Raw genomic sequence first — 23,489 nt, 5'->3', positions numbered from 1 at the left:
CTTCTCCTGCGTCGTTCCACCGTTTGACAGACGATCCGAAACCATGGCAGCAACAGGCGGAGGAGAATTTTCTGCCATGGCAAAACGGTCTGATACGCAAGGGCGGCTCGACGATGCGGCAAGGGCCGGCTGGCTCTATTATGTCGCGGGGCGCACCCAGGACGAGATCGCGGCGGCCATGAGCATTTCGCGGCAGTCGGCGCAGCGGCTGGTGTCGCTGGCGGTCGCCGAGCGGCTGATCAAGGTGCGGCTCGACCATCCGATCGCCGCCTGCCTGGAACTTGCCGAAGGCCTGCGCAGGAAATACGACCTGAAACATGTCGAAGTGGTGCCGAGCGATCCGGCCGGGGTTTCCAGCACCGTGGGGATCGCCGAAGCAGGAGCAGCCGAGATCGAGCGCTGGCTGAAGCGGCCGGATCCGATCGTGATTGCGGTCGGCACGGGCCGCACGCTGAAGGCCGCCGTCGACCAGTTGCCGCCGATGGAGTGTCCGCAGCACCGCATCGTGTCGCTCACCGGCAATATCGGGCCGGACGGATCGGCCGCCTTCTACAACGTCATCTTCTCGATGGCCGACGCGATCAAGGCGCGGCATTTCCCTATGCCGCTGCCGGTTCTCTGTTCGTCGGCGGAGGAACGCGAGACCCTGCACGACCAGGCGCTGGTACGATCGACCTTGGCGCTCGGCGCGCAGGCCGACGTCACCTTCGTCGGCATCGGCGAACTCGGGCCCGACGGGCCGCTCTGCGTCGATGGCTTCCTCGGCAAGGAGGAGATGCTGAAGCTCGTCCAGGACGGTGCGGCCGGCGAGATCTGCGGCTGGGTCTATGACAGCCAGGGTCGGCTTCTTGCCAATTCCATCAACGAACGCGTCGCCAGCGTGCCCATCCCGTCGCGGGAGACCTCCGCCGTCATCGGGATCGCCCAGGGGCGGAAAAAAGTGCGGGCCATTTCCGCCGCGCTCGAGGGCGGTATCATCAACGGCGTGATCACCGACGAAGCGACGGCGGAGCAATTGCTCGCCCGCTGAGCAAAATTATCTCTAGGTAAATCAACGACCTGACCCTTCTGCGCTGCAATGCAGCGACGAATGGCGATTGACATTTCGCGCCAATAAGTGAGTAATTGCCCATGAGCAAAGCGAATGCTCGTTACCCATCTTCTGGGAGGAAGATATGACATTGAAGACGATTTTGCTGGGCGCCTGCTCGGCGCTGGCGCTTGCCGGCCTTTTCTCCACCGCGGCCTCGGCTGAAACCCTCACCATCGCGACGGTCAACAACGGCGACATGGTCCGCATGCAGGGCCTAACTTCCGAGTTCACCAAGGCCAATCCGGACATTCAGATCAACTGGGTCACGCTCGAAGAAAACGTTCTTCGCGAACGCGTCACCACCGACATCGCCACCAAGGGTGGCCAGTACGACATCCTGACGATCGGCAATTACGAAGTTCCGATCTGGGCCAAGCAGGGCTGGCTGCTCGAGCTCAACAAGCTCGGCGACAAATACGACACCAACGACATCCTGCCGGCGATCAAGGGCGGTCTGACGGTCAACGGCAAGCTTTATGCCGCACCGTTCTACGGCGAGTCGGCGATGATCATGTATCGCAAGGACCTGTTCGAGAAGGCCGGCCTGAAGATGCCGGAAAACCCGACCTGGGAATTCATCGGCGATGCGGCCCGCAAGATCACCGACCGGAAGGGCGACGTGAACGGCATCTGCCTGCGCGGCAAGGCCGGCTGGGGTGAGAACATGGCCTTCATCACCGCGCTCACCAACTCGTTTGGCGGCCGCTGGTTCGACGAGAAGTGGAACCCGCAGTTCGACCAGCCGGAATGGAAGGCCGCCCTGCAGTTCTATGTCGACCTGATGAAGGATGCCGGTCCGGCCGGCGCCTCCTCGAACGGCTTCAACGAAAACCTGACGCTGTTCCAGCAGGGCAAGTGCGGCATGTGGATGGACGCCACGGTTGCTGCGTCCTTCGTATCCAACCCGAAGGATTCCAAGGTTGCCGACAAGGTGGGTTACGCGCTCTTCCCGGTGAAGGGCGAGATGAAAAACCATGGCAACTGGCTGTGGTCCTGGAACCTGGCCGTTCCGAACTCCTCCAAGAAGGCGGACTCGGCACAGAAGTTCATTTCCTGGGCGACCAGCAAGGAATATACCCAGCTCGTCGCCTCCAAGGAAGGCTGGGCCAACGTTCCTCCGGGCACCCGCACCTCGCTTTATAACAACGAGGATTACAAGAAGGCTGCCGCCTTCGCGGTCCCGACCCTTGCTGCGATGAACGCTGCCGACATTACCAAGCCGACCGTCAAGCCGGTGCCCTACACCGGCGGCCAGTTCGTGGCGATCCCGGAATTCCAGGCGATCGGCACCAATGTCGGCCAGCTGTTCTCGGCGGTCGTCGCCGGCCAGTCCACGGTCGCCGACGCGCTTGCCCAAGCCCAGACGGCAACCGCGCGCGAAATGAAGCGCGCCGGTTATCCGAAGTAAGCCTCCCGAGGTTGCGCCGGCAGATGGTGAGTGCCCCTCATCCGCCTGCCGGCCCCTTCTCCCCGTTTTGACGGGGAGAAGGGGCGCCGAGCAAAGCGGAGGCGAGGTGAGGGGCTTACGGTTCCGCGGTCTCATGGCATATCCAATAGCGTAAGAGCCGCATCAAGGCGGCCAAAGGGAGGGCGTCGATATGGCAACGCAAAACACCAAGACTTTGGCGCGCCTGATGATGGCGCCCTCCGTTCTGCTTCTTCTGGTCTGGATGATCGTACCGCTGGCGATGACGCTGTGGTTCTCGTTCCAGAACTATAATCTGCTCGATCCGTCGAATGTCAGCTTCACGGGCCTGTTCAACTACCAGTTCTTCTATACCGATCCCGCCTTCTTCCAGTCGATCTGGAACACGCTGGTCATCGTCGTCGGCGTGCTCCTGATCACCGTCATCGGCGGCATCGCCATTGCGCTGCTGCTCGACCAGCCGATCTTCGGGCAGGGGATCGTGCGCATCCTGGTCATCTCGCCGTTCTTCGTGATGCCGCCGGTCGCGGCGCTGATCTGGAAGAACATGATCATGCATCCGGGTTACGGTGTGCTGGCGGACATCAACAAGTTCTTCGGGCTGCAGCCGGTCGACTGGTTCGCGCGTTATCCGCTCTTTTCGATCGTCGTCATCGTCGCCTGGCAGTGGCTGCCGTTCGCGACGCTCATCCTGCTCACCGCGCTCCAGTCGCTCGACGGCGAGCAGAAGGAAGCGGCCGAGATGGACGGCGCCAACTTCCTCAGCCGTTTCATCTACCTGGTGCTGCCGCATCTGGCCCGGGCGATCACGGTCGTCATCCTCATCCAGACGATCTTCCTGCTCGGCGTCTATGCGGAAATCCTGGTCACCACCAATGGCGGCCCCGGTTACGCTTCCACCAACCTCGCCTTCCTGATCTACCGCACGGCGCTCCTCGGCTACGACGTCGGCGGTGCCTCGGCAGGCGGCATCATCGCGGTCGTGCTCGCCAATATCGTCGCCTTCTTCCTGATGCGCGCCGTCGGCAAGAACCTGGACCGGTAGGAGAAGATCATGGCCCGTTCCGTCACCACAAGACACAAGGTCACCGCCACTGCCGCCGCCTGGGTCGTCGCGCTGATCATCTTCTTCCCGATCCTCTACACGCTGATCACCAGCATCAAGACGGAGCCGGAGGCGATCGCCGGCTTCAACCTGTGGCCGTCCGGGACGTTCGAGAACTACATCACCGTCCAGACCCAGCGCGACTATTTCAAGCCGTTCATGAACTCGGTGATCCTGTCGGTCGGATCGACGATCCTGGCGCTGATCATCGCCATCCCGTCCGCCTGGGCGATGGCGTTTTCGCCGACCAAACGGACCAAGGACATCCTGATGTGGATGCTCTCCACCAAGATGATGCCGGCGGTCGCGGTACTGGTGCCGATCTACCTGATGTTCCGCGATTTCGGCCTGCTCGACAGCCGCATCGGTCTCACCGTCATGCTGACGCTGATCAACCTGCCGATCGTGGTCTGGATGCTCTACACCTATTTCCGCGAAATTCCCGGCGAGATCCTGGAAGCGTCGCGGATGGACGGGGCGGGCCTCTGGCAGGAGATCGTCTACGTGCTGACGCCGATGGCGGTGCCGGGTATCGCCTCGACCCTGCTCCTCAACATCATCCTCGCCTGGAACGAGTCCTTCTGGACGATCCGGCTGTCCACCACCAATGCGGCGCCGCTGACGGCCTTCATCGCCTCCTTCTCCAGTCCGCAAGGTCTGTTCTGGGCAAAGCTCTCGGCAGCCTCGACCATGGCCATCGCGCCGATCCTCATCCTCGGCTGGTTCTCACAGAAACAACTCGTTCGCGGCCTCACGTTTGGCGCGGTTAAGTAAGGAAAACGGACATGGGCAGCATCACGCTCCAAAAAGTCTCGAAAGTGTTCGGCGAGGCGAAGGTCATTCCTTCCATCGATCTTGAAATCAACAACGGCGAATTCGTCGTCTTCGTCGGCCCGTCCGGCTGCGGCAAGTCCACGCTGCTGCGGCTGATCGCCGGGCTGGAGGACGTGTCCGGGGGGCATATCCTGATCGACGGCAAGGACGTGACCGACGCGGCACCCGCGGCACGTGGGCTTGCCATGGTCTTCCAGTCCTACGCGCTCTATCCGCATATGAGCGTTCGGAAGAACATCGCCTTCCCGCTGAAGATGGCGAAGATGGAGCAGTCGGCGATCGACAAGAAGGTTGAAGCCGCCGCCCGGGTGCTGAACCTCACCGACTATCTGGAGCGCCGCCCCTCGCAGCTTTCCGGCGGTCAGCGCCAGCGCGTCGCGATCGGCCGCGCAATCGTGCGGGAGCCCTCGGCCTTCCTGTTCGACGAGCCGCTTTCCAACCTCGATGCCGCGCTGCGCGGCACGATGCGGCTGGAGATCAGCGACCTGCATCATCAGCTGAAGACGACAATGATCTACGTCACCCACGACCAGGTCGAGGCGATGACCATGGCCGACAAGATCGTCGTCCTGAACCGCGGTAACATCGAGCAGGTCGGTTCGCCGCTCGAACTCTACAAGACGCCGCGCAACCTGTTCGTCGCCGGCTTCATCGGCTCACCGCACATGAACTTCGTCACCGGCACCTATGCGCAATCGAAGAGCGCCAAGACCGCCGGTATCCGGCCGGAGCATCTGATCCTTTCGAAGGACAGCGGGTTGTGGACCGGCACGGTGAAGGTCGCCGAACATCTCGGCGCCGATACGTTCCTGCATCTCGATGTCGATGGCATCGGCCAGGTCACCGCCCGTGCAGGCGGCGAGTTCGGCGCCCAATACGGCGACCGGGTTTACCTCACGCCCGACGAAGCCAAGCTGCATCGGTTCGATGACAAGGGCCTGGCCCTTCGCGCCTGAGCGCGAGACTGGAGTAAAGACAATGACTGTGAAGCTTTCGCTGGCGCGCTTGAACGACGCTGCGGCCACCGCCGCCGTGCCGGCCTATGATCCCAAGGGCCTGACCGCCGGTATCCTGCATTTCGGCGTCGGCAACTTCCATCGCGCCCACCAGGCGATCTATCTCGATGACCTGTTCAACACCGGCAAGGCGCATGACTGGGCGATCATCGGCGCCGGCGTGATGCCGTCCGACGCGGCCATGCGCGACAAGCTGAAGGCCCAGGATTATCTCACCACCGTCGTCGAGCAGGACAACAACAGGACGGCCGCGCGCATCACCGCGCCGATGATCGACATCATCGCGCCCGGCGACGTCGCGACGCTCGTCAATACGCTGGCCGACCCGAAGATCCGCATCGTCTCGATGACGATCACCGAGGGCGGCTATTTCATCGATGCGGCGGGTGCGTTCAATCCGGCCCATCCGGCAATCGTCGAGGATGGCCGCAATCCGGCGAACCCGAAGACGGTATTCGGCCTCATCCTGGCCGGCCTCAAGGAACGCAAGGCGCGGGGCATCGTCCCGTTCACCATCATGTCCTGCGACAACATTCCCGGAAACGGCGAGGTGACCGAGCATGCGGTCATCGGGCTCGCGCGGCTTTCCGACCCGGATTTCGCCGACTGGATCCACGAGAACGTCGCCTTCCCGAATTCGATGGTCGATCGCATCACGCCGGCCACAGGCCAACGCGAGATCGATATCCTCCGACAGGATTTCGGCATCGACGACAACTGGCCGGTGTTCTGCGAGGAATTCAAGCAGTGGGTGATGGAGGACAAATTCCCCTCGGGCCGGCCAAGGCTGGAAGAGGTGGGCGTCCAGTTCGTGGCCGATGTGGCGCCCTACGAGCTGATGAAGATCCGCATCCTCAACGGCGGGCATGCGGCGATCGCCTATCCGGCGGCACTTCTCGACATTCATTTCGTGCATGAGGCCATGGAGCACACGCTGATCCGTGCCTTCCTCGAAAAGCTGGAGAAGGACGAGATCATCCCGGTCATCCCCCCGGTGCCGGATACCAATCTCATCGACTATTACAAGCTGATCGAGCGGCGCTTCTCCAACCCGAAGATCGGCGACACGATCCCGCGCCTGGCGCAGGACGGCTCCAACCGCCAGCCGAAATTCATCCTGCCCTCGACCGCGGATCGGCTCGCCAGGGGCCAGGATATCGTCGGCCTGTCGCTGGTCTCGGCGCTGTGGTGCCGTTACTTCGCCGGCACGTCGGACAGCGGCAAGGAGATCGTCTTCAACGACGCCAGTGCCGACCGCCTGAACGCCGCGGCGCTGAAAGCCAGGGATAACCCGGACGCCTTTCTTGCGCTTGGCGATATTTTTGGGGACGTTGCGAAATCCGAGCTGTTCCGCACCCGCTTCGCGCATGCGCTGAAGACGCTTTGGGCCGAGGGGACGGCAAGGACGCTGGAGCTTTATCTGGGCGGCAAGCTGGTCAAATAGCGGGTGCCAAGGGAGGATGCGCATCGTGCAACAGTCGGCGGGACCGCTGGTGATCTTCGATTGCGACGGGGTCCTCGTCGACAGCGAGCCGGTATCCGTGCGCGTCCTCGTCGATGCGCTGCGCCGCAAGGGTGTCGAGATGGATGCGGCGGAGGCCTATCGCCGCTTCCTCGGCCGCAGCCTCGGTACGGTCACCAAGGCGATGCGCGAGGAGTTCGGGGTCGAGGCTGACGACGCGTTCCTGGAGGGCATGCGCCGCGATCTCTATGCCCGTTTCCGCGCCGAGCTGCAGCCGATGCCGGGCATTGGCGAGACCCTGGATGCCCTGGGTTTCCGCCGTTGCGTTGCGTCCTCCAGCCAGCCGGAGCGCATCCGCCTGTCGCTTTCGCTGACCGGTCTCATCGACAGGCTGGAGCCGAACATCTTTTCCGCGACGATGGTGGAAAAGGGCAAGCCGGCGCCGGACCTCTTCCTGCATGCGGCGAGCGAAATGGGCGCCGATCCCGCAAGCTGTATCGTCATCGAGGACAGTCCCGCCGGCATAGAGGCGGGTCACAGCGCCGGCATGGCGGTGTTTGCCTTCGTCGGCGGCTCGCATGCCTCGGTTCCCGGCTACCGGGAGCGGATCGATGCGCTTTCACCGGAAGTCGTGTTTGACGCGATGCCGGATTTGATCCACCTTGTCCGGAAACATATAGAGGGTCGCAACGGCCCCGTTCCGCAGACGGCGCCCTAGGTGAAGTCTGGGGAATTCGTGAGCGGACACAAGGGACAGGAAACAGAACCGGATGCGTGATCACCTCGTTGCGGTCGATATCGGCACGGGCAGCGCCCGCGCCGGCATCTTTGATCGCGACGGGCGCCTGCTCGCCAAGGCGAAACACCCGATCCTGATGTTCCGCCCGAAGCAGAATCACGCCGAACACGATTCCGAGGACATCTGGGCCGCCACCTGCCGTGCGGTCAGGGAGGCGATGGCCGAAGCCGGCATAACCGCCGCCCATATCGCCGCGATCGGCTTCGACGCCACCTGTTCGCTCGTCGCGCGCGACCGGGAGGGGAGGCCGCTGACGGTCTCGACGACCGGCAGGGCCAATCAGGACACGATCGTCTGGCTCGACCACCGGGCGATCAAACAGGCCGACCAGCTTTCGGCCAGCGGCCACAAGGTGCTCGAGTTTTCCGGCGGCTCGCTCTCGCCCGAAATGGAAATGCCGAAGCTGATGTGGCTGAAACAGCAGCTGCCGCAGAGCTGGGAGAGGGCGGGCTATCTCTTCGATCTTGCCGATTTCCTCACCTGGAAGGCGACCGGCTCGCTCGCCCGTTCGCGCTGCACGCTGACTGCCAAGTGGAACTATCTCGCCCACGAGAACCCCGGCTGGAGCGCCGATTACCTGGCGCTGGCCGGCCTTGAAGACCTGCTCGGAAAGGGCGGCCTGCCGGACGAGACGGTGGGCATCGGCACGAGCATGGGCAGCCTCAGCCGTCGGGCGGCCGAGGAGCTCGGCCTCGACACGGGAGTGCAGGTGGCACCCGGCATGATCGACGCCTATGCGGGCGCTTTCGGCGTGCTCGGAGGAGTTTCCGGCGGCGCCTCCGAAGGCGCTAAACTCGAAACCAGCGTGGCGCTGATCGGCGGCACGTCGAGCTGCATCGTTGCCTTCACCAGGGATTCCAAACCGGGGCGCAGCCTCTGGGGCCCCTATTACGAGGCGATCCTGCCCGGCCGCTGGCTGGTCGAAGGCGGGCAGTCGGCTGCGGGCGCGCTGCTCGACCATATCGTGCTGATGCACGCGGCCGGCGGCGAGCCGACGGCGGAGCTGCATGGCCGCATCATCGCCCGCGTCGGCGAGCTGCGGAACGAGATAGGGGGCGATATCGCCGCCGACATCGCGCCCGGTCTTCACGTCCTGCCGGATTTCCATGGCAACCGCTCGCCGCTTGCCGACCCGCACGCGACCGGCGTGATTAGCGGGCTGACGCTCGACACCTCCTTCGACGGCCTCTGCCGGCTCTACTGGAGAACCTGCGTGGCGATCGCGCTCGGCATAAGGCACATTCTCGATGCGCTCTCCGAGTACGGCTACCGGTTCGAAACCCTCCACGTCACCGGCGGCCACGTCAACAACCCTCTTCTGATCGAACTCTATGCCGACGTCACCGGCCGCAAGGTGGTGATCCCCGAGAACCGCGACGCGGTGCTGCTCGGCACGGCGATGGCGGCGGCGGTTGCCGGCGGGGTGCATGGTTCGCTGTCCGAAGCGGGCCAGGCGATGGACGGCGGCGGGACCGAGCGCCTGCCCGATCCGGCGCGGGCCGAGCACTACGGGCGGGATTACCGCCTGTTCCTGGCGATGGTCAGGCACCGGGAGGAATTGCGGGGAATGGAATAGGCACCTTGCCCGCCCTCGCAGGACCGGGGCTTGCGCGGCCACTCCGGCGCAGTCGTGCTGTCCCAGCCGGCTTAAGGCACTCTGCGGTCTAATAGTTCTCCAGCAGGCGTGGCGCGTCCGGAGGCCCGAAACGGGGCTGCACGCCGAGCAGGGGCGCCGATCGGCCGATGATCTCCTTGATCATCGGGGCGGCGGTGGAGGCCGCCGTCCGTCCTCCGTGTTCGCCCGTCTGCGGAGCGTCGATGATCGAAAGCACGATGTATTTCGGCTTGTCCATCGGGAAGGCGGCGACGAAGGCGTTGAAATTGATGTCCTTGGCGTAACGTCCGTTGATCACCTTGTCGGCGGTGCCCGTCTTGCCGCCGACGTGGAAGCCTTCGACCTGCGCGCCGCGCCCCGAGCCCTTCACGCCGTTCCAGGTGAACAGATAGCGCATGTCGGCGCCGGTACTGGGCTTTATCACCCGGCGGGACATCCGTGTGGCCTCCTCCGCAGAGCGGGGAAGGAAGGTCGGAGGAATGAGGGTTCCGCCGTTGATCAGAGCGGCGGCGGCAACCGCGGTCTGCAGCGGGGTGGTCGCGACCCCGTGGCCGAACGAGATGGTGACCGAGTTGATCTTCTTCCACGTCCTTGGCTGGGTCGGCGTCGCCACGCCCGGCATCTCGGTTTCCATCCGGGACAGAAGGCCGAGCTTGGTGAGGAACTGCTGATGGCCTTCCACCCCAACCCGGTCCGCGACCGCGGCGGTGCCGATATTGGATGAATACTGAAAGACTTCGGGAATGGAGAGCGGCCGGTTCTTGCCGCGAAAATCCTTGATGGTGAAGCCGCCCATGCGGATCGGCCGGGACGCATCAACGACGGAATTCAAGTTGATCTTGCCCTCGTCCAGCCCCATCGCCAGCGTGAAGCTCTTGAAGGTCGAGCCCATCTCGAACGTGGCGTTGCTCATCCGGTTGAACCAGCCCTTTTCATAGTCCTTGTCGACGCTGCCGTCCGGCAGCGTTCGGGAAGGTTCATTGAGGTCGTAGTCGGGCACCGACGCCATCGCCAGCACCTCGCCGGTATCGACATCGAGAATGACGGCGCCGGCGGCCTCGGCCTTATAGGCCGTCATCGCGTTGGCAACGACCTGGCGGACGATGTTCTGGACGCGAAGATCGATGGATAGCCGGACGGGCTCGAGCGGGGCGCCGCCGGTCAGTCCGGCGCGGCGAAGATCGCCGAGGCCCTGCTGGTCCAGATACCGTTCCATTCCGGCAAGGCCCTGATTGTCGACATTCACATGGCCGACGACGTGAGAGGCGGTCGGGCCGCCCGGATAGAACCGACGTTTTTCCGGTCTGAAGCCGATGCCCGGAATGCCGAGCGCCAGGATATCGGATTGCTGTTTCGGGGTGAGCTGCCGCTTCAGCCATTGGAAGGCGGTTCCCGATCGCAGCTTCTTGTGCGTCTCGCTCCAGTCGAGGCTGGGGATGACCATGGCGAGCTTCTCGACGACTTCGTTCGCATCGACGATCCTGCGCGGGTCGGCGTAGAGCGAGATCATGTTGAGGTCGGTTGCCAGCAGCGCCCCGTTGCGATCGACGATGTCCGGCCTAGAGGTGACCGGGCTGCTGCCGATCATTCCCGTCACCGCCGGTTCGGCAAGGCCGTATTGGACCAGGCGGGCGCCGATGATGAAATAGACGGCAAGAAACCCGGCGATCAGGATTGCGAGCCGTTGCCTTGCCTCCTTTCTGCGGCTTGCCCGCGCGCCGAGAAAGGTCGCATTCGCGCCGCCGAGATTGCTCTTCACGATGAAATGTGCACGGCTTCTGAGCCGGATGACAAATGAGATCATTCCGAAAAATCCACAAAATATGTCAGCCGAAGCGAAAGTCGGCGGTGCGTCAGCCGCCGGGTTGCAACCTGCACGTTGCCGGGCCGGAAGCCAATCGTTGAGGTCCCGGGCGGATCGAGATGTTTAAAGTGGCATTAATATACAATTAAAGTTGTATTCGATCCGGTGGGAGAAAGTTAACCGGGGCCTGTCGGCTGCAGACGCGCCCTTGCCGTCTCCTTGCGGGGCCGAGGAGCTAAACCGAGGATCGTAGCATCTGCTGTCGTGCCGGCTCTCCCGGTCGGGAGCAGGCTTCCCCCGCTATCCGCGCTCCTTGCTCCTCCGCCTGCGCCAACCTACATGTCTTTCGCCAACCTGGAGACGCCGATGATTTTCGACGCCGCGAGACTTTCGCTCCTCAACCTCTTTGCGCCCGAGACCCGTTCCGTGTTCTGGAAGACATTGGGCCTCACCGCGCTTGTATTGATCGGCATCTGGTTCGCACTGCGCGAAATCTTCATCCTCTACGCCTGGCCATGGTTTGCGGCCTTCTTCCCCGACCTGCCGGATTGGGCGGGGTGGCTCACCTTGCTTGCGGCGATCGCCGCCGGTATCGGGCTGGCGTTGGCGCTCGCCCTGCTGATCGCGCCGATCACGGCCCTCATCGCCGGTCTCTTCCTCGACGACGTCGCGGACGTGGTCGAGAAACGCGACTATCCGGGCGACCCGCCCGGCCAGGCGATGCCGCTCGGCCAGGCGATCATCGGCTCGGTCCAGTTCCTCGGCGTCGTCATCATCGGCAATATCGTCGCGCTCTTCCTGCTATTCATCCCCGGCATCAACCTGATCGCCTTCTTCCTGGTGAACGGTTACCTGCTCGGTCGGGAATTCTTCGAGTTCGCCGCGATGCGGTTCAGGACGCCGGCGGAGGCGCGGGCGTTCCGCGCGAAACATTCCTCGACGGTGTTCATGGCCGGCCTGCTGATCGCCTGTTTCCTGGCGATCCCGATCGTCAACCTTCTGACGCCGCTGTTTGCCGCGGGTCTGATGGTGCATCTGCACAAGGCGGTCTCGAAGCGCGACCCTGGTTTCAGGCTGTAGGCGGGTGGCGCCGGGGCGATCGCGGCTTTACTCGACGGCCTCGCCGATGAGCTGCTGCGGCAGTTCGACAAGCGGCGCCGGCACGTCGACGGTCTTTTCCGGCGAGCGGCAGAGATCGGCGATGACGCAGCGCTCGCATTCCGGTTTTCGCGCCTTGCAGCAGTAACGGCCGTGCAGGATCAGCCAGTGGTGGGCGTGGAAGAGATACTGGTCAGGGATCACCTTGAGCAGGTTTTCCTCTACCTCGTCAGGCGTCTTGCCCGGTGCCATCAGCAGCCGGTTGGCGATGCGGAAGACATGCGTGTCGACCGCCAGCGTCGGCACGCCGAAAGCCATGGACATCACCACATTCGCCGTCTTGCGGCCGACGCCCGGCAGGCGGATCAGCTCTTCGCGGGTCTTCGGCACTTCCGAGCCGAATTCGTCGATCAGCATCCGACAGAGCGCGATGACGTTTTTCGCCTTGTTGCGGTAGAGCCCGATCGTCTTGATATATTGGGTGACGCCTTCTTCGCCGAGATCGAGCATCTTTTCCGGCGTGTCGGCTATTCTGAACAGCGCCCGCGTCGCCTTGTTGACGCCGGCATCGGTCGCCTGGGCCGAGAGCGCCACCGCCACGACCAGCGTGAACGGGTTCACGTGCTCCAGCTCGCCCTTGGGCTCCGGCCGCTGCACCGAGAAACGGCGAAAGATCTCCTCCATCTCCGCTTTCGAATAGGCGGATTTGAAGCGCTTCGCCTTGCCCGCACCCTTGCCCGCGCCGTTGGCCGCCCGCTTGACTGCGTCCTGGCGCTCGGGGGCGTGATTTGACTTTTGCGGGGTGCTGGTTTTGGATTTGATCTTTGGAGTCGCCATATGCCTGTATAGGCATCCCGCAGGAGGGAAATCAACGTGGACGTTTCCGAGGATCAGCCTGTTTTCGCAGCCGAACTGACGCCTTACCGGTCGCTGGGCAAGACGGGTTTTCACGTCGTGCTGGTGCTGACGGGCGGGGTCTGCCTTCTCTATGGCGGCTTTTTCCTGATCACCGGCGCCTATCCGATCGGCTTCTTCTTCGGGCTGGATTTCCTCGGTCTCTATATCGCGCTGAAAATGAGCTACCGCGCCGGCCGGGCGCGCGAGGAAGTCACCGTTTCGCGCAGCAACCTGTCGATCCGAAAGTTCTCGCCGGCGGGACGCATGGTGGAGCATCGCTTCAACCCGTTCTGGGCGCGCTTCAACGTCAGCCGCCACGAGGAGTTCGGCATCACGTCGATGTCGGTGACGGGCGAGGGACGCGGCACCGATATCGGCTCCTTCCTCAATCCGGACGATCGGGAGAGTTTCGCCAAAGCCTTCAGGCGCGCGCTCGCAACCGTCAGGCAAAGGATCTGAAACGGCCGGAAAAACCTGCGATCGGGCAAGAAACGGGTGGTTTCGGCAAAGCCGAAGAGGCATTTAAGCAGCATATCAGTTGCACAGCGATTGCTGCGCGCCCAAGGTCCGGGTTGATCGGCGTGCGGCGCTGCAGAGGAGACAAGCCATGAATGCTCTCGCCCAGATCAATTCGCCGCCCATCGACGTGACGCCTGATGGCTCCGATTACGAAACCGTCCGTCGCGTCATCGAGATGATCACGCTCGACTATCGCGACCAGCCGTCGCTGGAGGCGATCGCGTCCGAACTCGGGCAGTCGCCGACCCAGCTCCAGAAGGTGTTCACCCGCTGGGCCGGCCTTTCCCCGAAGGCCTTCCTGCAGGCGGTCACCCTCGATCACGCCAAGCGGCTGCTCGGCAAGGAGGAGCTGCCGCTGCTCGAAGCATCCTACGAACTCGGACTTTCCGGTCCCGGCCGCCTTCACGACCTGTTCGTCACCCATGAGGCGATGTCGCCCGGCGAATGGAAGGCACGCGGCGGCGGCCTGACGATCCGCTACGGCTTTCACCCGTCGCCTTTCGGCCAGGCGCTGGTCATGGCGACCGACCGCGGACTTTCGGGCCTCGCCTTTGCCGATCTCGGCTGCGAGCAGCCGGCGCTCGACGACATGATGCGCCGCTGGCCGAATGCCGAGTACGTTCCCGACCAGGAGATGACGTCGCCCTATGTCCACCGCGTCTTCGACCGTTCGAACTGGTCCTGCGACCAGCCGTTGAAGGTCGTGCTGATCGGCACCGACTTCCAGGTGCGCGTCTGGCAGAGCCTGCTCAAGATCCCGTTCGGCAAGGCCGTCACCTATTCCGACGTCGCCAGGGACATCGGCCAGCCGACCGCAAGCCGCGCCGTGGGGGCGGCGGTCGGTGCGAACCCGATCTCGTTCGTGGTGCCGTGTCACCGCGCGCTCGGCAAGAGCGGGGCGCTGACGGGGTATCACTGGGGGCTGACGCGCAAGCGGGCGATTTTGGGGTGGGAAGCCGGGAATGCTTGAGGTGTTTGTTTGGGTGCGGCTTGCCCCTCATCCGGCTGCCGCCACCTTCTCCCCGTTCTGACGGGGAGAAGGGATATGCCGCGCCGGCTTCGTTCTTCTCAAGCGGTGAGCGGCCTAGTTTATTTTGGGCAAGTGGGCGCGGCGCGGGTCCTTCTCCCCGCATGCGGGGAGAAGGTGGCGGCAGCCGGATGAGGGGCGAGCCACTCCCGTCTACGCCTCCTCCGCCAGCCGCAACAACTCCTTTGCCGCCGTCTCATCCGTGATCAGCGTATTGCAGCCGACCCGGCGGATCGTCGCCCGGATCGCCACCGCCCGGTGCGCGCCGCCCGACGACAGCACGATGTGTTTCGCCTTCCTGAGCGTATCGAGATCCACCGACATCACCCGCTCATTCAGCTTGTGATCCACCGAGCGGCCCTGCTCGTCGAGAAAGTTGAACATGGTGTCGCAGACGCAGCCGGCGGCGATCAGCCGGTCGAGTTCCGCCTTGGAGATGAAGCCTTCCGACAGCGAGGTGGAATGGGGGCCGATATCGCCGCAGCTCACCACCGCGAGATCGAGGTTTTCGGCAAGGTCATAAATGGTGTTGAGCCCGCATTGCTCGATCAGCGCGCGCTTGGTTTTCACAGAATCGACCAGGAGCGGCGCCAGGAACATGTAACATTCGGCGCCGAGCTGGCCGGCGAAGCGCCAGGTATAGTCGATCGGATTGGTCTGGTGCACCGCGACGATGCCGCCGAGCAGCGACACGACCTTGCAGTTTTCCCGCCTGGGCGGGCGAAAGCTGCCGAGCGAGGCGGTCATGGTGCGGCCCCAGCCGACGCCGATCGTCATGTCGTCCTGCACCACTTCGGAGAGGAACTGCCCGAGCGCCAGGCCGACCGAGCTGGCAAGCGCCGTGGCGCTTCCATCGCGCGGCGCCGGTACGACCAGTGCCTCGTCGAGCCCATAGGCCTTTTCCAGCCGGATCGCCAGCTCGACGCAGGTGTCGATGCCTTCGCTGATCCAGATCTGCACCTCGGAACGCTTCATAGCCTCGTCGAGCAGGCGGATCACGGTCGAGCGGCTCAGGCCCAGCCGTTCCGCGACATCTTTTTGCGTCAATCCCTGGTTATAATAAAGCCATGCCGCGCGCAGCCGCATGGACGCGGCTTCGGAATAGGCGGTGTGGGTCTCGCGTCTGAGCCTGGCCAACGGTCCTCCCGGGCAAGATGGTGGAAAAGTGCATTGATATTTGTTCCGGCTGACACATATGTCAATTCCAAAGGACAAATGTCTTGACTTTTTAACCATCGACGGAGGATAGTCTCTCCAACGCGCCGGAGGAGCCAATCGCGCGACAGGCGTTTAGTTCTCCATTTTGAGGAATATTCGGATGACGTCTAAACTAGAGCAGCTTCGTTCCATGACCACGGTCGTTGCCGATACCGGCGACATCGAGGCGGTTGCCCGCCTGAAGCCCGTGGATTGCACCACCAACCCGACCATCGTTCTGAAGGCGCTCGGCACGCCGATCTTCGCCGACAAGGTGAAGGAAGCGATCGCCTGGGGCCGGAAGCAGTCCGGTACGCCGGATGCCGTCGTATCCGCCGTGGCCGACCGTCTGGCGATTACCGTCGGCGCCGCCCTGTCCGAACTTGTTCCGGGGCGCGTTTCGACCGAAGTCGATGCCGATCTTTCCTTCGACACCGAGGCGTCTATCGCCAAGGCGCGCCAGATCATCGCCGCCTACAAGGAGCGCGGCATCGAGCGCGACCGCATCCTGATCAAGCTCGCCTCCACCTGGGAAGGCATCCGCGCCGCCGAAGTGCTGCAGACGGAAGGCATCGACTGCAACCTGACGCTTCTCTTCAGCCAGGCCCAGGCGATCGCCTGCGCCGAAGCCAAGGTGTTCCTGATCTCGCCCTTCGTCGGCCGCATTCTCGACTGGTACAAGAAGTCGACCGGCCAGGATTACACGGCCGAGACCGATCCGGGCGTCGTTTCCGTCCGCGCCATCTACAATTACTACAAGGCGAACGGCATCAAGACGATCGTCATGGGCGCCTCCTTCCGCAATGCCGGCGAAATCGAAGCGCTGGCCGGTTGCGACCGGCTGACGATCAGCCCGGCGCTGCTCGACGAACTCGACAAGGATACCGGCAAGCTGGTGCGCAAGCTGCAGCCGGAAACCTTCAAGGCCGAGCCGCTCCAGTCGCTCGACGAGAAGTCCTTCCGCTGGATGCTGAACGAGGACGCGATGGCGACCGAAAAGCTTTCGGAAGGCATCCGGGCGTTTGCCAAGGACCTCACCTCGCTGCGCCAGATGGTCAAGAAGGAACTGACCCTCGCTGCGGCCTGATCAGTTCGCCCGCAACAGATGCAAGGCCCGCCCCACGGCGGGCCTTTTTGCTTTGATAATACATTGTAGAGGGCCTCACCGTGGCTGGTTCGTCCGGAGGGCGTCAGCGCGGGTGCCATAATAGCGGGAAAAAATTGAATACGGTCAATTTTCGGTTTAACTGAAATTTCAACTGGACCAGCTAAGCTTATTCCACTTGTCAGAAGCGATCTCGCTTGAGCACGGAGTGTGACTATGGCTGGTGTGCCGTTCGGCCGCATATTATCCAACGCCGCCCTATTGGAGGCGCTGGACAAATCGCAGGCGATGATCGAATTCGACCTCAAGGGCATGATCCTTCATGCCAACGAGAACTTCTGCAAGACGATGGGATATACGCTCGAGGAAATCGTCGGCAAACATCACCGTATCTTCGTCGATCCGGCCGAGGCGGTGTCGAAGGCCTATGAAGACTTCTGGAAACAGCTCGTCGGCGGTCAGTACGATCAGAAGCAGTACAAGCGCATCGGGAAAGGCGGCCGCGAGATCTGGATCCAGGCTACCTACAATCCGGTATTCCGGGGCAAGAAGCCCTTCAAGATCGTCAAGCTGGCGACCGATATCACGGCTGCAAAGCAGAGCGCGGCGGAGGACAAGGGAAAGCTGCAGGCCCTGTCGCGCGCCCAGGCCATTATCGAGTTCAGCCCCAGCGGCGAAATCCTGACCGCCAACGAGAATTTCCTGAAGACGCTCGGCTATTCGCTCGCGGAGATCGTCGGCAAGCACCATTCGATCTTCTGCGAGCCCGACTATGTGCAATCGGCAGCCTATCGGACCTTCTGGCAGAATCTTGCTGCCGGCCGGTTCGCGGCCGATCAGTTTACCCGCGTCGCCAAGGGCGGGCAGAAGGTCTATATCCAGGCCTCCTATAACCCGATCGTCGACGACAGCGGACGGGTTTTCAAGGTGGTGAAGTTCGCGACCGACGTCAGCGAGCGGGTCACGGTGGTGAAGGAGCTCGGTGCCGGCCTTGCCCGGCTTGCGGACTGCAACATCCGGCAAACCATCGACGTGCCCTTTATCGAGGAATTCGAGCCTCTGCGACGCGATTTCAACGCCTCGATCGGCGCGTTCCAGGAAACGCTCGTCAATGTGCTGAAGCAGACCAACAGCCTGAACGGCAACAGCCAGGAAATGCACGAGGCGGCCGATCAGCTTTCGATGCGTACCAAGGAACAGGCAGCCTCCCTCGAACAGACCTCGGCTGCGCTGGAACAGGTCACGTCAACGGTCCGGTCCTCGACCGTCAGCACGGAGGACACGCGAAAGCTCGTCAAGAACGCGCTGCAAAGCACGTCGACTTCCTCTTCGGTGGTGGAGGAAACCATCACCGCGATGAAGCGCATCGAATCCGCTTCCGCGGAGATCAGCCAGATCATCGGGGTCATCGACGAGATCGCCTTCCAGACCAACCTGCTTGCCCTCAATGCGGGCGTGGAAGCCGCCCGAGCCGGAGAGGCGGGCAAGGGATTTGCGGTCGTCGCCCAGGAAGTGCGCGAACTGGCGCAGCGTTCGGCCAAGGCCGCCAAGGAGATCAAGGGGCTCATCGAGAATTCCGGCCGGGAAGTTACCGAGGGGGTTCGCCTTGTCGATGCGACCGGGGACGCTCTTCGCGAGATCGAACAGTTCGTCGCGTCGATCGACAAGAACGTCCAGTCGCTGGCGACTGCCGCCTCGGAACAATCGATCGGCTTGTCGGAGATCAACAACGCGGTTTCCCTGATCGACCGCATGACGCAGCAGAACGCCGGCATGGTCGAGCATACGACCTACATAAGCGAGCAGCTTGCCACGGGAGCGGGCAAGCTGGTCGAACTCGTCAACCACTTCAAACTGAACCGGCGCTCGGCCATCCGCGAGCCGGGATCTGCCGCGGCCGGGGCGAGACCGGCCAAGGTCGCCTGATGCCGGACGGCTGCCGGCTCGCTGGCAGGTCTGTGATTGGAACAGCTTTCGGGAGAGCCGCGGTTCGGCAGCCGCGGCTCTTCTGTTTTCAGGCCGGCTGCGGCACCAGCCCGGCGGCGTCGGGCTTTCTGCTGATGAACAGGCCGGTTTCCTTCTCCACTTCGAGCACGCCGTGGCCGCGCTCGAATGCGGCAGCGATCGCCGTGCGGAAGGCGTCCAGCTGAACCTCGCTCGCGCCGTCTCCGGGCGGGTATGACGTCAGCGCCAGGAACACGTCTTCCGGCTCGGTGATCCGCATGCTTGCGGGATGTTGAAGAAAAGCAACATTGCCGAACCGGGCGCGCATCAGTTGCTCGGCCTTGTCGTATCCGAAGGCGGCCGCGCTCGGATCGAATGGCTCGCTGCCGAACACGGTGGTGAGCTGGTAGATCCCGAGCATGTTGCCGGCGCCGTTCGTGGTGACGGCGAGCGACCCTCCGGGCTTCAGCACCCGGAACATTTCCGCGATGCCGGCCGCCGGATCTGCCACGTGATAGAGCATGTGCATGGCCATGACGATATCGAAACTGTCGTCCTCGAAGGGCAGGGCGGCGGCTTCCGCCTGGCGGCCCGTCACCGATCCGAAGGGGAGGGGTGTGCAGCGCGCCAGGGCCTCCTCCACCATTCCGGTGGACTGATCGGCAAGCGTCAGATCGAGATTTTCCGGGATTTCCCCGATCACCGAGGCCCAGAACCAGGCCGGGCCGCAGCCGATATCGAGCACGCGGTCACCCCGCCGAAGCGGCAATTGCCGGGCGACCCACGGAAACCAGCCGGTTTCGGCGATGGTGTACTCCCTGTTGAGGCGTCCCCGGGCCGCGAGCTTGCGGCTGTCGGCGTATTGAACGGCATTGCCAGATGTGATCGATGACATGGTGCCTCCTGCGGGCGACGGCGGCTCGCCTCGCGCACCCATTATCATATCCGGCCGGCTTGCAATTTTACAATGCCGGGCCGCGTTTCCGGCGGCCAATCTGGCCGCCGGAGAGGGGAGTGGTCAGGCCGGCTGCGGCACCAGCCTGGCAGCGCCCGGCTTGCGCAGGAGCAGGACGGAGACCGCGGCGATCATGCACATCACGCCGGCGATCTGCAGGGCGGGCATGTAGGTGTTGAAGTCGCTCTTCAGGAAGCCGGCGCCGAAGGCGGCGGTGGCGGCGCCCAGCTGATGGCCGGCAAACACCCAGCCGAAGACCAGGCCGGCCCGTTCGCGGCCGAATTCGGCCGCGGCAAGCTTCACCGTCGGTGGCACGGTCGCCACCCAATCGAGGCCGTAGAAGATCGCGAAGACCGACAGTTCGACGAACGAGAAGCCGGAGAAGGACAGGTAGACCAGCGACAGGCCGCGCAGGCCGTAGAACCAGAACAGCAGCCAGCGATTGTCATAACGGTCCGACAACCAGCCGGCAAAGATGGTGCCGAAGAAGTCGAAGATGCCGATGACCGCAAGCGTGCTGGCGGCCGTCACCGCGGCCATGCCGAAATCGCCGCAGATCGAGATCCAGTGGGTCTGGATCAGGCCATTGGTCGACAGGCCGCAGACGAAGAACGTGCCGAACAGGACCCAGAAGGTGGGGCTTGTCGAGGCGTGGCGGAGCGCGCCGATCGGCGAATAGAGCGTCGCCAGGAACTTGTGGTCCTGCTTGGGCGCCGGCGTGATCGCCGTCTCGCCATAGGCCGGCAGGCCGACATCGGCGGGATAGTCGCGCATCAGGAGCAGGACCAGCAGCATTGCCGCGGCGATGACGACGACGGTGAAGGTGAGCGCCGTGCGCCAGCCATAGGCTTCCGTCATGGCGGCGAGAAGCGGCAGGAAAACGAGCTGGCCGGTGGCGTTGCTGGCGGTCATCAGGCCGACGACGAGTCCGCGGCGCTTGGAGAACCAGCGGGTCGCGACGGTGGCCCCCAGAACCAGCGCCGTCATGCCGGTGCCGACGCCGATCACCACGCCCCAGAGCGCCACGAGCTGCCAGACCTGCGTCATGAACAGCGACACGACGATGCCGCTCATGATCAGCCCGAGCGCGAAGGTGACGACCTGACGGACGCCGAAATGGTTCATGAAGGCGGCGGCGAACGGTCCGAGCAGGCCGAAGAGCACGAGGCGCACGGCCATGGCCGAGGAGATATCGGCGATATCCCAGCCGAATTCCTGGTGCAGCGGCTGGATCATGACGCCTGCCGAGCCCATGGCGCCGGCGGTCGAGAGCATGGTCAGGAATGTGGTGACGGCGACCACCCATCCATAATGCAGGTTCCTGGCCGCCATCCATTGGGCGGCGCGATTGGAGATCATGGTTCTGTCCCTTTCCTGGTCGTTGCCGCACCGGCAGCGTGTAATTTTCGGGTATATGCCCGCTTTTGCGCGAAAATCAGAGAGCCGCCAGCAGCTCCTGCAATTGTCTGGTTTTCTCGGCCCCGAGCCGGGCCTCGATCTCGTCCTGCACGCCATCCCAAAGAGGCGCGCCCTGTTTGAGGATCGCCGCGCCCTTCGGCGCAACGGTCAGCATCGCCTCGCGCTGATCTTCGCCGTGGCCGATCGCGACCAAGCCCATGCGCTCCAGCACCTTGGCATTGCGGCCGACCGTCGAACGGTCCAGGTCCACCTGGATCGCGAGATCGGTGAGCGAGACCGGCGCCAGCCGGTTGATGTTGCGCAGCAGGCTGAACTGCCCGATGTTGACGCCAAGCGGCGCCAGCGCCTCGTCGTAATAGGACGAGACCTTTCGCGAGGCTTTGCGCAGCAGGATGCAGTGGCAGGTGTCGTTCGGCATAGAGCGGGTATATACCCGCGGTTCGATTTACGCAAGAGGGGTCGGCGAAAGTCCGGATCGTTTCGGAATGAAGCAGGCAGAGGCCAGGAAATACCTTCGAGGCGGCAAAAAGAATCCCCCGGCTTAAAGCTTCCTCAACAAGAATAGGCGACTATCCCGGCACTATTCCATCCTGTTGTTTTGCGTAGATATGGAGTTGACCATGCCGGAGCTCGGCAAGTGAAGGGTCTGAAGTTCCGGTTTTCCAAGAAGCTCGTCTTCATCCTCATGGGCAGCATCGTTGTGCTCGGCGGCGGCAGCGGCGCGGCGGCCGTGCTTATCGGCACGGACAAGATCCTCGGCCCCTCCTATCTGGAGATCAACGGGCTTAAATGTACTGCGCTGGAAACGGTCAAGATCAAGCGGGATCAGCGTTACTGGGTCCGCAAATATGTGGTGAGCGACGAGGCCGGTGACGGCATGGCGCGCATCCGCACGGCGTTGCGCGTCGCCAAGGCGGTCCAGGAAAAGGAAAAGGCCGATCTCGTCCAGGTGGCGATGATCGACAAGGCCGGCCCCCGCGACCGCGCCCAGATGCGCGGCCGTGCGATCGGAGCCCAGGTCGTCTATATCCCCGACCCCAAAAAGGCGCCCGAAGGCACCGGTGCACAGGCCTATTCGGCCTATTACCTCGACGGCACGGCCAATCCGAACGGCGAATATTACGGCATGCGCATCGACCTGCCGCTGGAGGATGCCGAGCTGCTCACAGCCCGGCTGACCGATCATGCGGATTGCGTCGAACCGGTGGTCGCCAAGCCGGAAGGCGAACACGGTGCGCCGAGCGGCCATGGCGAAAAGCCCAAGGCTGAAGGTCACGGGGCGCCGAGCGCGCCTGCCGGTCACGGCGAACCCGCCGCCAGCGGCCATGGCGCTCCCGCGGAGGCCCATGGCGCTCCGGCCGAGGGGCACGGCGACGAGGTCGCCGCCAAGGAAAGCGGCGGCTTCCTCAGCTCCATCACCGGCATGATCTTCGGCTCCAAGCCGGAAGCGCCGGCCGAGGCCGCTCATGCGCCCGAGGGCGAAGCCCATGCGGCGGCAACTCCGGCCGATGCGCATGCAGCGCCGGTCGGCCCGGAGGCGGCACCGAACAAGCCGGGCAAGACTGCGGCCGCACAGGGCAAGACCGCCGCAGCCCAGGGCCATGGCGACCAGAAGCAGGCCGCTGCCACCGAGGTTGCGTCGGCCGAGCCGAAAAAGGAAGAGGGCGGTTTCCTCTCCTCGATCATGGGCATGTTCTCCGGCAGCAGCGAAGAAAAGCCCGCCGCGACGCCCGCCAAACCCGCCGCGACGCAAGCCAAGGCCGCGGCACAGGAGCCGGCCCCCGAGCCCAGAACCTCCGCCGAGGGTGGCAAGCGCTGGTCGAAATCGACCGGCGCCGATGCGAAACGCTCCGAGGAGGTGGCCATTGAAGCGGCTCCGCCGCGGACCGACGGCTCTACCGATGCCGACGCGGCAGGTGCCGCCTGGCTCGCCAAGATGCGCGGGCAGCCGGCTTCGGCTCCGGCGCCCGCCAAACCCGCCCAGGCGGCGTCGGCTTCGGACGCCAAGAGCCCGGCTGCGAAGGCCGTGCACTGAGAGTGGGGGAGGACCCCCTACTTGCGATTTCCAACTTGGCTTTGCAAGATATTGAAACTCCTATCTCTCCCGCTGGAGAGATAGGGATGCCGCCGTCGCGATCGCCACCACCCTCTCTGTTGTCATCCCTGGGCGGGTG

General features: G+C 63.7%; 20 protein-coding genes. 14 read left to right on the top strand and 6 right to left on the bottom strand.

What is annotated here, in order from left to right; genetic code table 11:
- Window positions 1-76 precede the first annotated feature (76 nt).
- The 8 genes from J2X76_RS11745 (at window position 77) to J2X76_RS11710 (ending at window position 9,311) form a co-directional block, all read left to right on the top strand.
- Complete coding sequence (locus J2X76_RS11745; RefSeq protein WP_113125752.1) at window positions 77-1,030, top strand: sugar-binding transcriptional regulator; 954 nt, start codon at window positions 77-79, stop codon at window positions 1,028-1,030.
- A gap of 145 nt (window positions 1,031-1,175) precedes the next feature.
- Window positions 1,176-2,501 (top strand): sugar ABC transporter substrate-binding protein, encoded by a 1,326-nt coding sequence (locus tag J2X76_RS11740; protein WP_113125751.1) that lies wholly within the window; start codon window positions 1,176-1,178, stop codon window positions 2,499-2,501.
- A gap of 190 nt (window positions 2,502-2,691) precedes the next feature.
- The gene (locus J2X76_RS11735) at window positions 2,692-3,564 is read left to right on the top strand and encodes a sugar ABC transporter permease (RefSeq protein ID WP_310216122.1); all 873 of its coding nucleotides are present in this window, start codon (window positions 2,692-2,694) and stop codon (window positions 3,562-3,564) included.
- A gap of 9 nt (window positions 3,565-3,573) precedes the next feature.
- Entirely contained in the window at window positions 3,574-4,398 is an 825-nt protein-coding gene (locus tag J2X76_RS11730; protein WP_310216121.1) for a carbohydrate ABC transporter permease, read from the top strand.
- An 11-nt stretch (window positions 4,399-4,409) separates the two neighbouring features.
- Window positions 4,410-5,414 (top strand): ABC transporter ATP-binding protein, encoded by a 1,005-nt coding sequence (locus tag J2X76_RS11725; protein WP_113282681.1) that lies wholly within the window; start codon window positions 4,410-4,412, stop codon window positions 5,412-5,414.
- A 22-nt stretch (window positions 5,415-5,436) separates the two neighbouring features.
- A complete protein-coding gene (locus J2X76_RS11720; protein ID WP_310216116.1) occupies window positions 5,437-6,918 on the top strand; it encodes a mannitol dehydrogenase family protein in 1,482 nt (493 codons plus the stop codon).
- 25 nt (window positions 6,919-6,943) lie between these two features.
- The gene (locus J2X76_RS11715) at window positions 6,944-7,654 is read left to right on the top strand and encodes an HAD family hydrolase (protein WP_310216113.1); all 711 of its coding nucleotides are present in this window, start codon (window positions 6,944-6,946) and stop codon (window positions 7,652-7,654) included.
- 52 nt (window positions 7,655-7,706) lie between these two features.
- Complete coding sequence (locus tag J2X76_RS11710; RefSeq protein ID WP_310216110.1) at window positions 7,707-9,311, top strand: FGGY-family carbohydrate kinase; 1,605 nt, start codon at window positions 7,707-7,709, stop codon at window positions 9,309-9,311.
- 88 nt (window positions 9,312-9,399) lie between these two features.
- On the opposite strand, the gene J2X76_RS11705 is transcribed toward J2X76_RS11710, so the two are convergent.
- On the bottom strand, window positions 9,400-11,154 hold the full coding sequence (locus J2X76_RS11705) for a penicillin-binding protein 2 (protein ID WP_310216106.1): 1,755 nt from the start codon (window positions 11,152-11,154) through the stop codon (window positions 9,400-9,402).
- 366 nt (window positions 11,155-11,520) lie between these two features.
- Here J2X76_RS11705 and J2X76_RS11700 point away from each other — a divergent pair, with 366 nt between their 5' ends.
- On the top strand, window positions 11,521-12,234 hold the full coding sequence (locus tag J2X76_RS11700; RefSeq protein ID WP_310216103.1) for a sulfate transporter family protein: 714 nt from the start codon (window positions 11,521-11,523) through the stop codon (window positions 12,232-12,234).
- A gap of 27 nt (window positions 12,235-12,261) precedes the next feature.
- Here the strand turns inward: J2X76_RS11700 and nth are convergent, their stop codons facing one another.
- Window positions 12,262-13,089, bottom strand: a complete 828-nt coding sequence (gene nth / locus J2X76_RS11695) for an endonuclease III (protein ID WP_310216102.1) — start codon at window positions 13,087-13,089, stop codon at window positions 12,262-12,264.
- Window positions 13,090-13,125: 36 nt separating this feature from the next.
- Here nth and J2X76_RS11690 point away from each other — a divergent pair, with 36 nt between their 5' ends.
- Both J2X76_RS11690 and J2X76_RS11685 read left to right on the top strand, forming a co-directional pair.
- Window positions 13,126-13,608 carry a DUF2244 domain-containing protein gene (locus J2X76_RS11690; protein WP_310216099.1) on the top strand — a complete coding sequence of 161 codons (483 nt, stop codon included), beginning with the start codon at window positions 13,126-13,128 and terminating at the stop codon, window positions 13,606-13,608.
- 148 nt (window positions 13,609-13,756) lie between these two features.
- Window positions 13,757-14,638, top strand: coding sequence for a bifunctional helix-turn-helix domain-containing protein/methylated-DNA--[protein]-cysteine S-methyltransferase (locus J2X76_RS11685; protein WP_310216097.1), 882 nt, complete (start codon window positions 13,757-13,759; stop codon window positions 14,636-14,638).
- 210 nt (window positions 14,639-14,848) lie between these two features.
- On the opposite strand, the gene J2X76_RS11680 is transcribed toward J2X76_RS11685, so the two are convergent.
- Window positions 14,849-15,781 carry a sugar-binding transcriptional regulator gene (locus J2X76_RS11680; RefSeq protein WP_405030023.1) on the bottom strand — a complete coding sequence of 311 codons (933 nt, stop codon included), beginning with the start codon at window positions 15,779-15,781 and terminating at the stop codon, window positions 14,849-14,851.
- A 232-nt stretch (window positions 15,782-16,013) separates the two neighbouring features.
- Here J2X76_RS11680 and tal point away from each other — a divergent pair, with 232 nt between their 5' ends.
- Together tal and J2X76_RS11670 are read left to right on the top strand one after the other, a co-directional pair.
- On the top strand, window positions 16,014-16,979 hold the full coding sequence (gene tal, locus J2X76_RS11675; RefSeq protein ID WP_310216094.1) for a transaldolase: 966 nt from the start codon (window positions 16,014-16,016) through the stop codon (window positions 16,977-16,979).
- 234 nt (window positions 16,980-17,213) lie between these two features.
- Window positions 17,214-18,923 carry a PAS domain-containing methyl-accepting chemotaxis protein gene (locus J2X76_RS11670; RefSeq protein ID WP_310216091.1) on the top strand — a complete coding sequence of 570 codons (1,710 nt, stop codon included), beginning with the start codon at window positions 17,214-17,216 and terminating at the stop codon, window positions 18,921-18,923.
- An 88-nt stretch (window positions 18,924-19,011) separates the two neighbouring features.
- Here J2X76_RS11670 and J2X76_RS11665 read toward each other — a convergent pair whose 3' ends face one another.
- The 3 genes from J2X76_RS11665 to J2X76_RS11655 all read right to left on the bottom strand — a co-directional run bounded on the left by J2X76_RS11665 (window position 19,012) and on the right by J2X76_RS11655 (window position 21,733).
- On the bottom strand, window positions 19,012-19,836 hold the full coding sequence (locus tag J2X76_RS11665; protein WP_310216089.1) for a methyltransferase domain-containing protein: 825 nt from the start codon (window positions 19,834-19,836) through the stop codon (window positions 19,012-19,014).
- A 123-nt stretch (window positions 19,837-19,959) separates the two neighbouring features.
- Window positions 19,960-21,255, bottom strand: coding sequence for an MFS transporter (locus tag J2X76_RS11660; protein WP_113125736.1), 1,296 nt, complete (start codon window positions 21,253-21,255; stop codon window positions 19,960-19,962).
- 76 nt (window positions 21,256-21,331) lie between these two features.
- Window positions 21,332-21,733, bottom strand: a complete 402-nt coding sequence (locus J2X76_RS11655) for a MarR family winged helix-turn-helix transcriptional regulator (RefSeq protein WP_113282694.1) — start codon at window positions 21,731-21,733, stop codon at window positions 21,332-21,334.
- Between the two features lie 219 nt (window positions 21,734-21,952).
- Between J2X76_RS11655 and J2X76_RS11650 the strand changes: the two genes are divergently transcribed.
- Entirely contained in the window at window positions 21,953-23,350 is a 1,398-nt protein-coding gene (locus tag J2X76_RS11650; RefSeq protein WP_310216081.1) for a hypothetical protein, read from the top strand.
- Window positions 23,351-23,489: the final 139 nt, after the last annotated feature.

The organism is Neorhizobium sp. 2083, from assembly GCF_031455615.1.
In the GTDB taxonomy this organism is placed as follows: domain Bacteria; phylum Pseudomonadota; class Alphaproteobacteria; order Rhizobiales; family Rhizobiaceae; genus Neorhizobium.
The sequence above is the reverse complement of the archived record's forward strand: the minus strand, read 5'-3'. Positions and strand labels throughout refer to the sequence as shown.

Bases quoted from the DNA above. Each gene is read 5' to 3' on its own strand.
- J2X76_RS11740 (WP_113125751.1), top strand. From the start codon at position 1,176: ATGACATTGAAGACGATTTTGCTGGGCGCCTGCTCGGCGCTGGCGCTT.
- J2X76_RS11720 (WP_310216116.1), top strand. From the start codon at position 5,437: ATGACTGTGAAGCTTTCGCTGGCGCGCTTGAACGACGCTGCGGCCACC.
- J2X76_RS11660 (WP_113125736.1), bottom strand. From the start codon at position 21,255: ATGATCTCCAATCGCGCCGCCCAATGGATGGCGGCCAGGAACCTGCAT.
- J2X76_RS11705 (WP_310216106.1), bottom strand. From the start codon at position 11,154: ATGATCTCATTTGTCATCCGGCTCAGAAGCCGTGCACATTTCATCGTG.
- J2X76_RS11745 (WP_113125752.1), top strand. From the start codon at position 77: ATGGCAAAACGGTCTGATACGCAAGGGCGGCTCGACGATGCGGCAAGG.
- J2X76_RS11700 (WP_310216103.1), top strand. From the start codon at position 11,521: ATGATTTTCGACGCCGCGAGACTTTCGCTCCTCAACCTCTTTGCGCCC.
- J2X76_RS11685 (WP_310216097.1), top strand. From the start codon at position 13,757: ATGAATGCTCTCGCCCAGATCAATTCGCCGCCCATCGACGTGACGCCT.
- nth (WP_310216102.1), bottom strand. From the start codon at position 13,089: ATGGCGACTCCAAAGATCAAATCCAAAACCAGCACCCCGCAAAAGTCA.
- J2X76_RS11680 (WP_405030023.1), bottom strand. From the start codon at position 15,781: ATGCGGCTGCGCGCGGCATGGCTTTATTATAACCAGGGATTGACGCAA.
- J2X76_RS11710 (WP_310216110.1), top strand. From the start codon at position 7,707: ATGCGTGATCACCTCGTTGCGGTCGATATCGGCACGGGCAGCGCCCGC.
- J2X76_RS11655 (WP_113282694.1), bottom strand. From the start codon at position 21,733: ATGCCGAACGACACCTGCCACTGCATCCTGCTGCGCAAAGCCTCGCGA.
- J2X76_RS11730 (WP_310216121.1), top strand. From the start codon at position 3,574: ATGGCCCGTTCCGTCACCACAAGACACAAGGTCACCGCCACTGCCGCC.
- J2X76_RS11665 (WP_310216089.1), bottom strand. From the start codon at position 19,836: ATGTCATCGATCACATCTGGCAATGCCGTTCAATACGCCGACAGCCGC.
- J2X76_RS11670 (WP_310216091.1), top strand. From the start codon at position 17,214: ATGGCTGGTGTGCCGTTCGGCCGCATATTATCCAACGCCGCCCTATTG.
- tal (WP_310216094.1), top strand. From the start codon at position 16,014: ATGACGTCTAAACTAGAGCAGCTTCGTTCCATGACCACGGTCGTTGCC.
- J2X76_RS11735 (WP_310216122.1), top strand. From the start codon at position 2,692: ATGGCAACGCAAAACACCAAGACTTTGGCGCGCCTGATGATGGCGCCC.
- J2X76_RS11725 (WP_113282681.1), top strand. From the start codon at position 4,410: ATGGGCAGCATCACGCTCCAAAAAGTCTCGAAAGTGTTCGGCGAGGCG.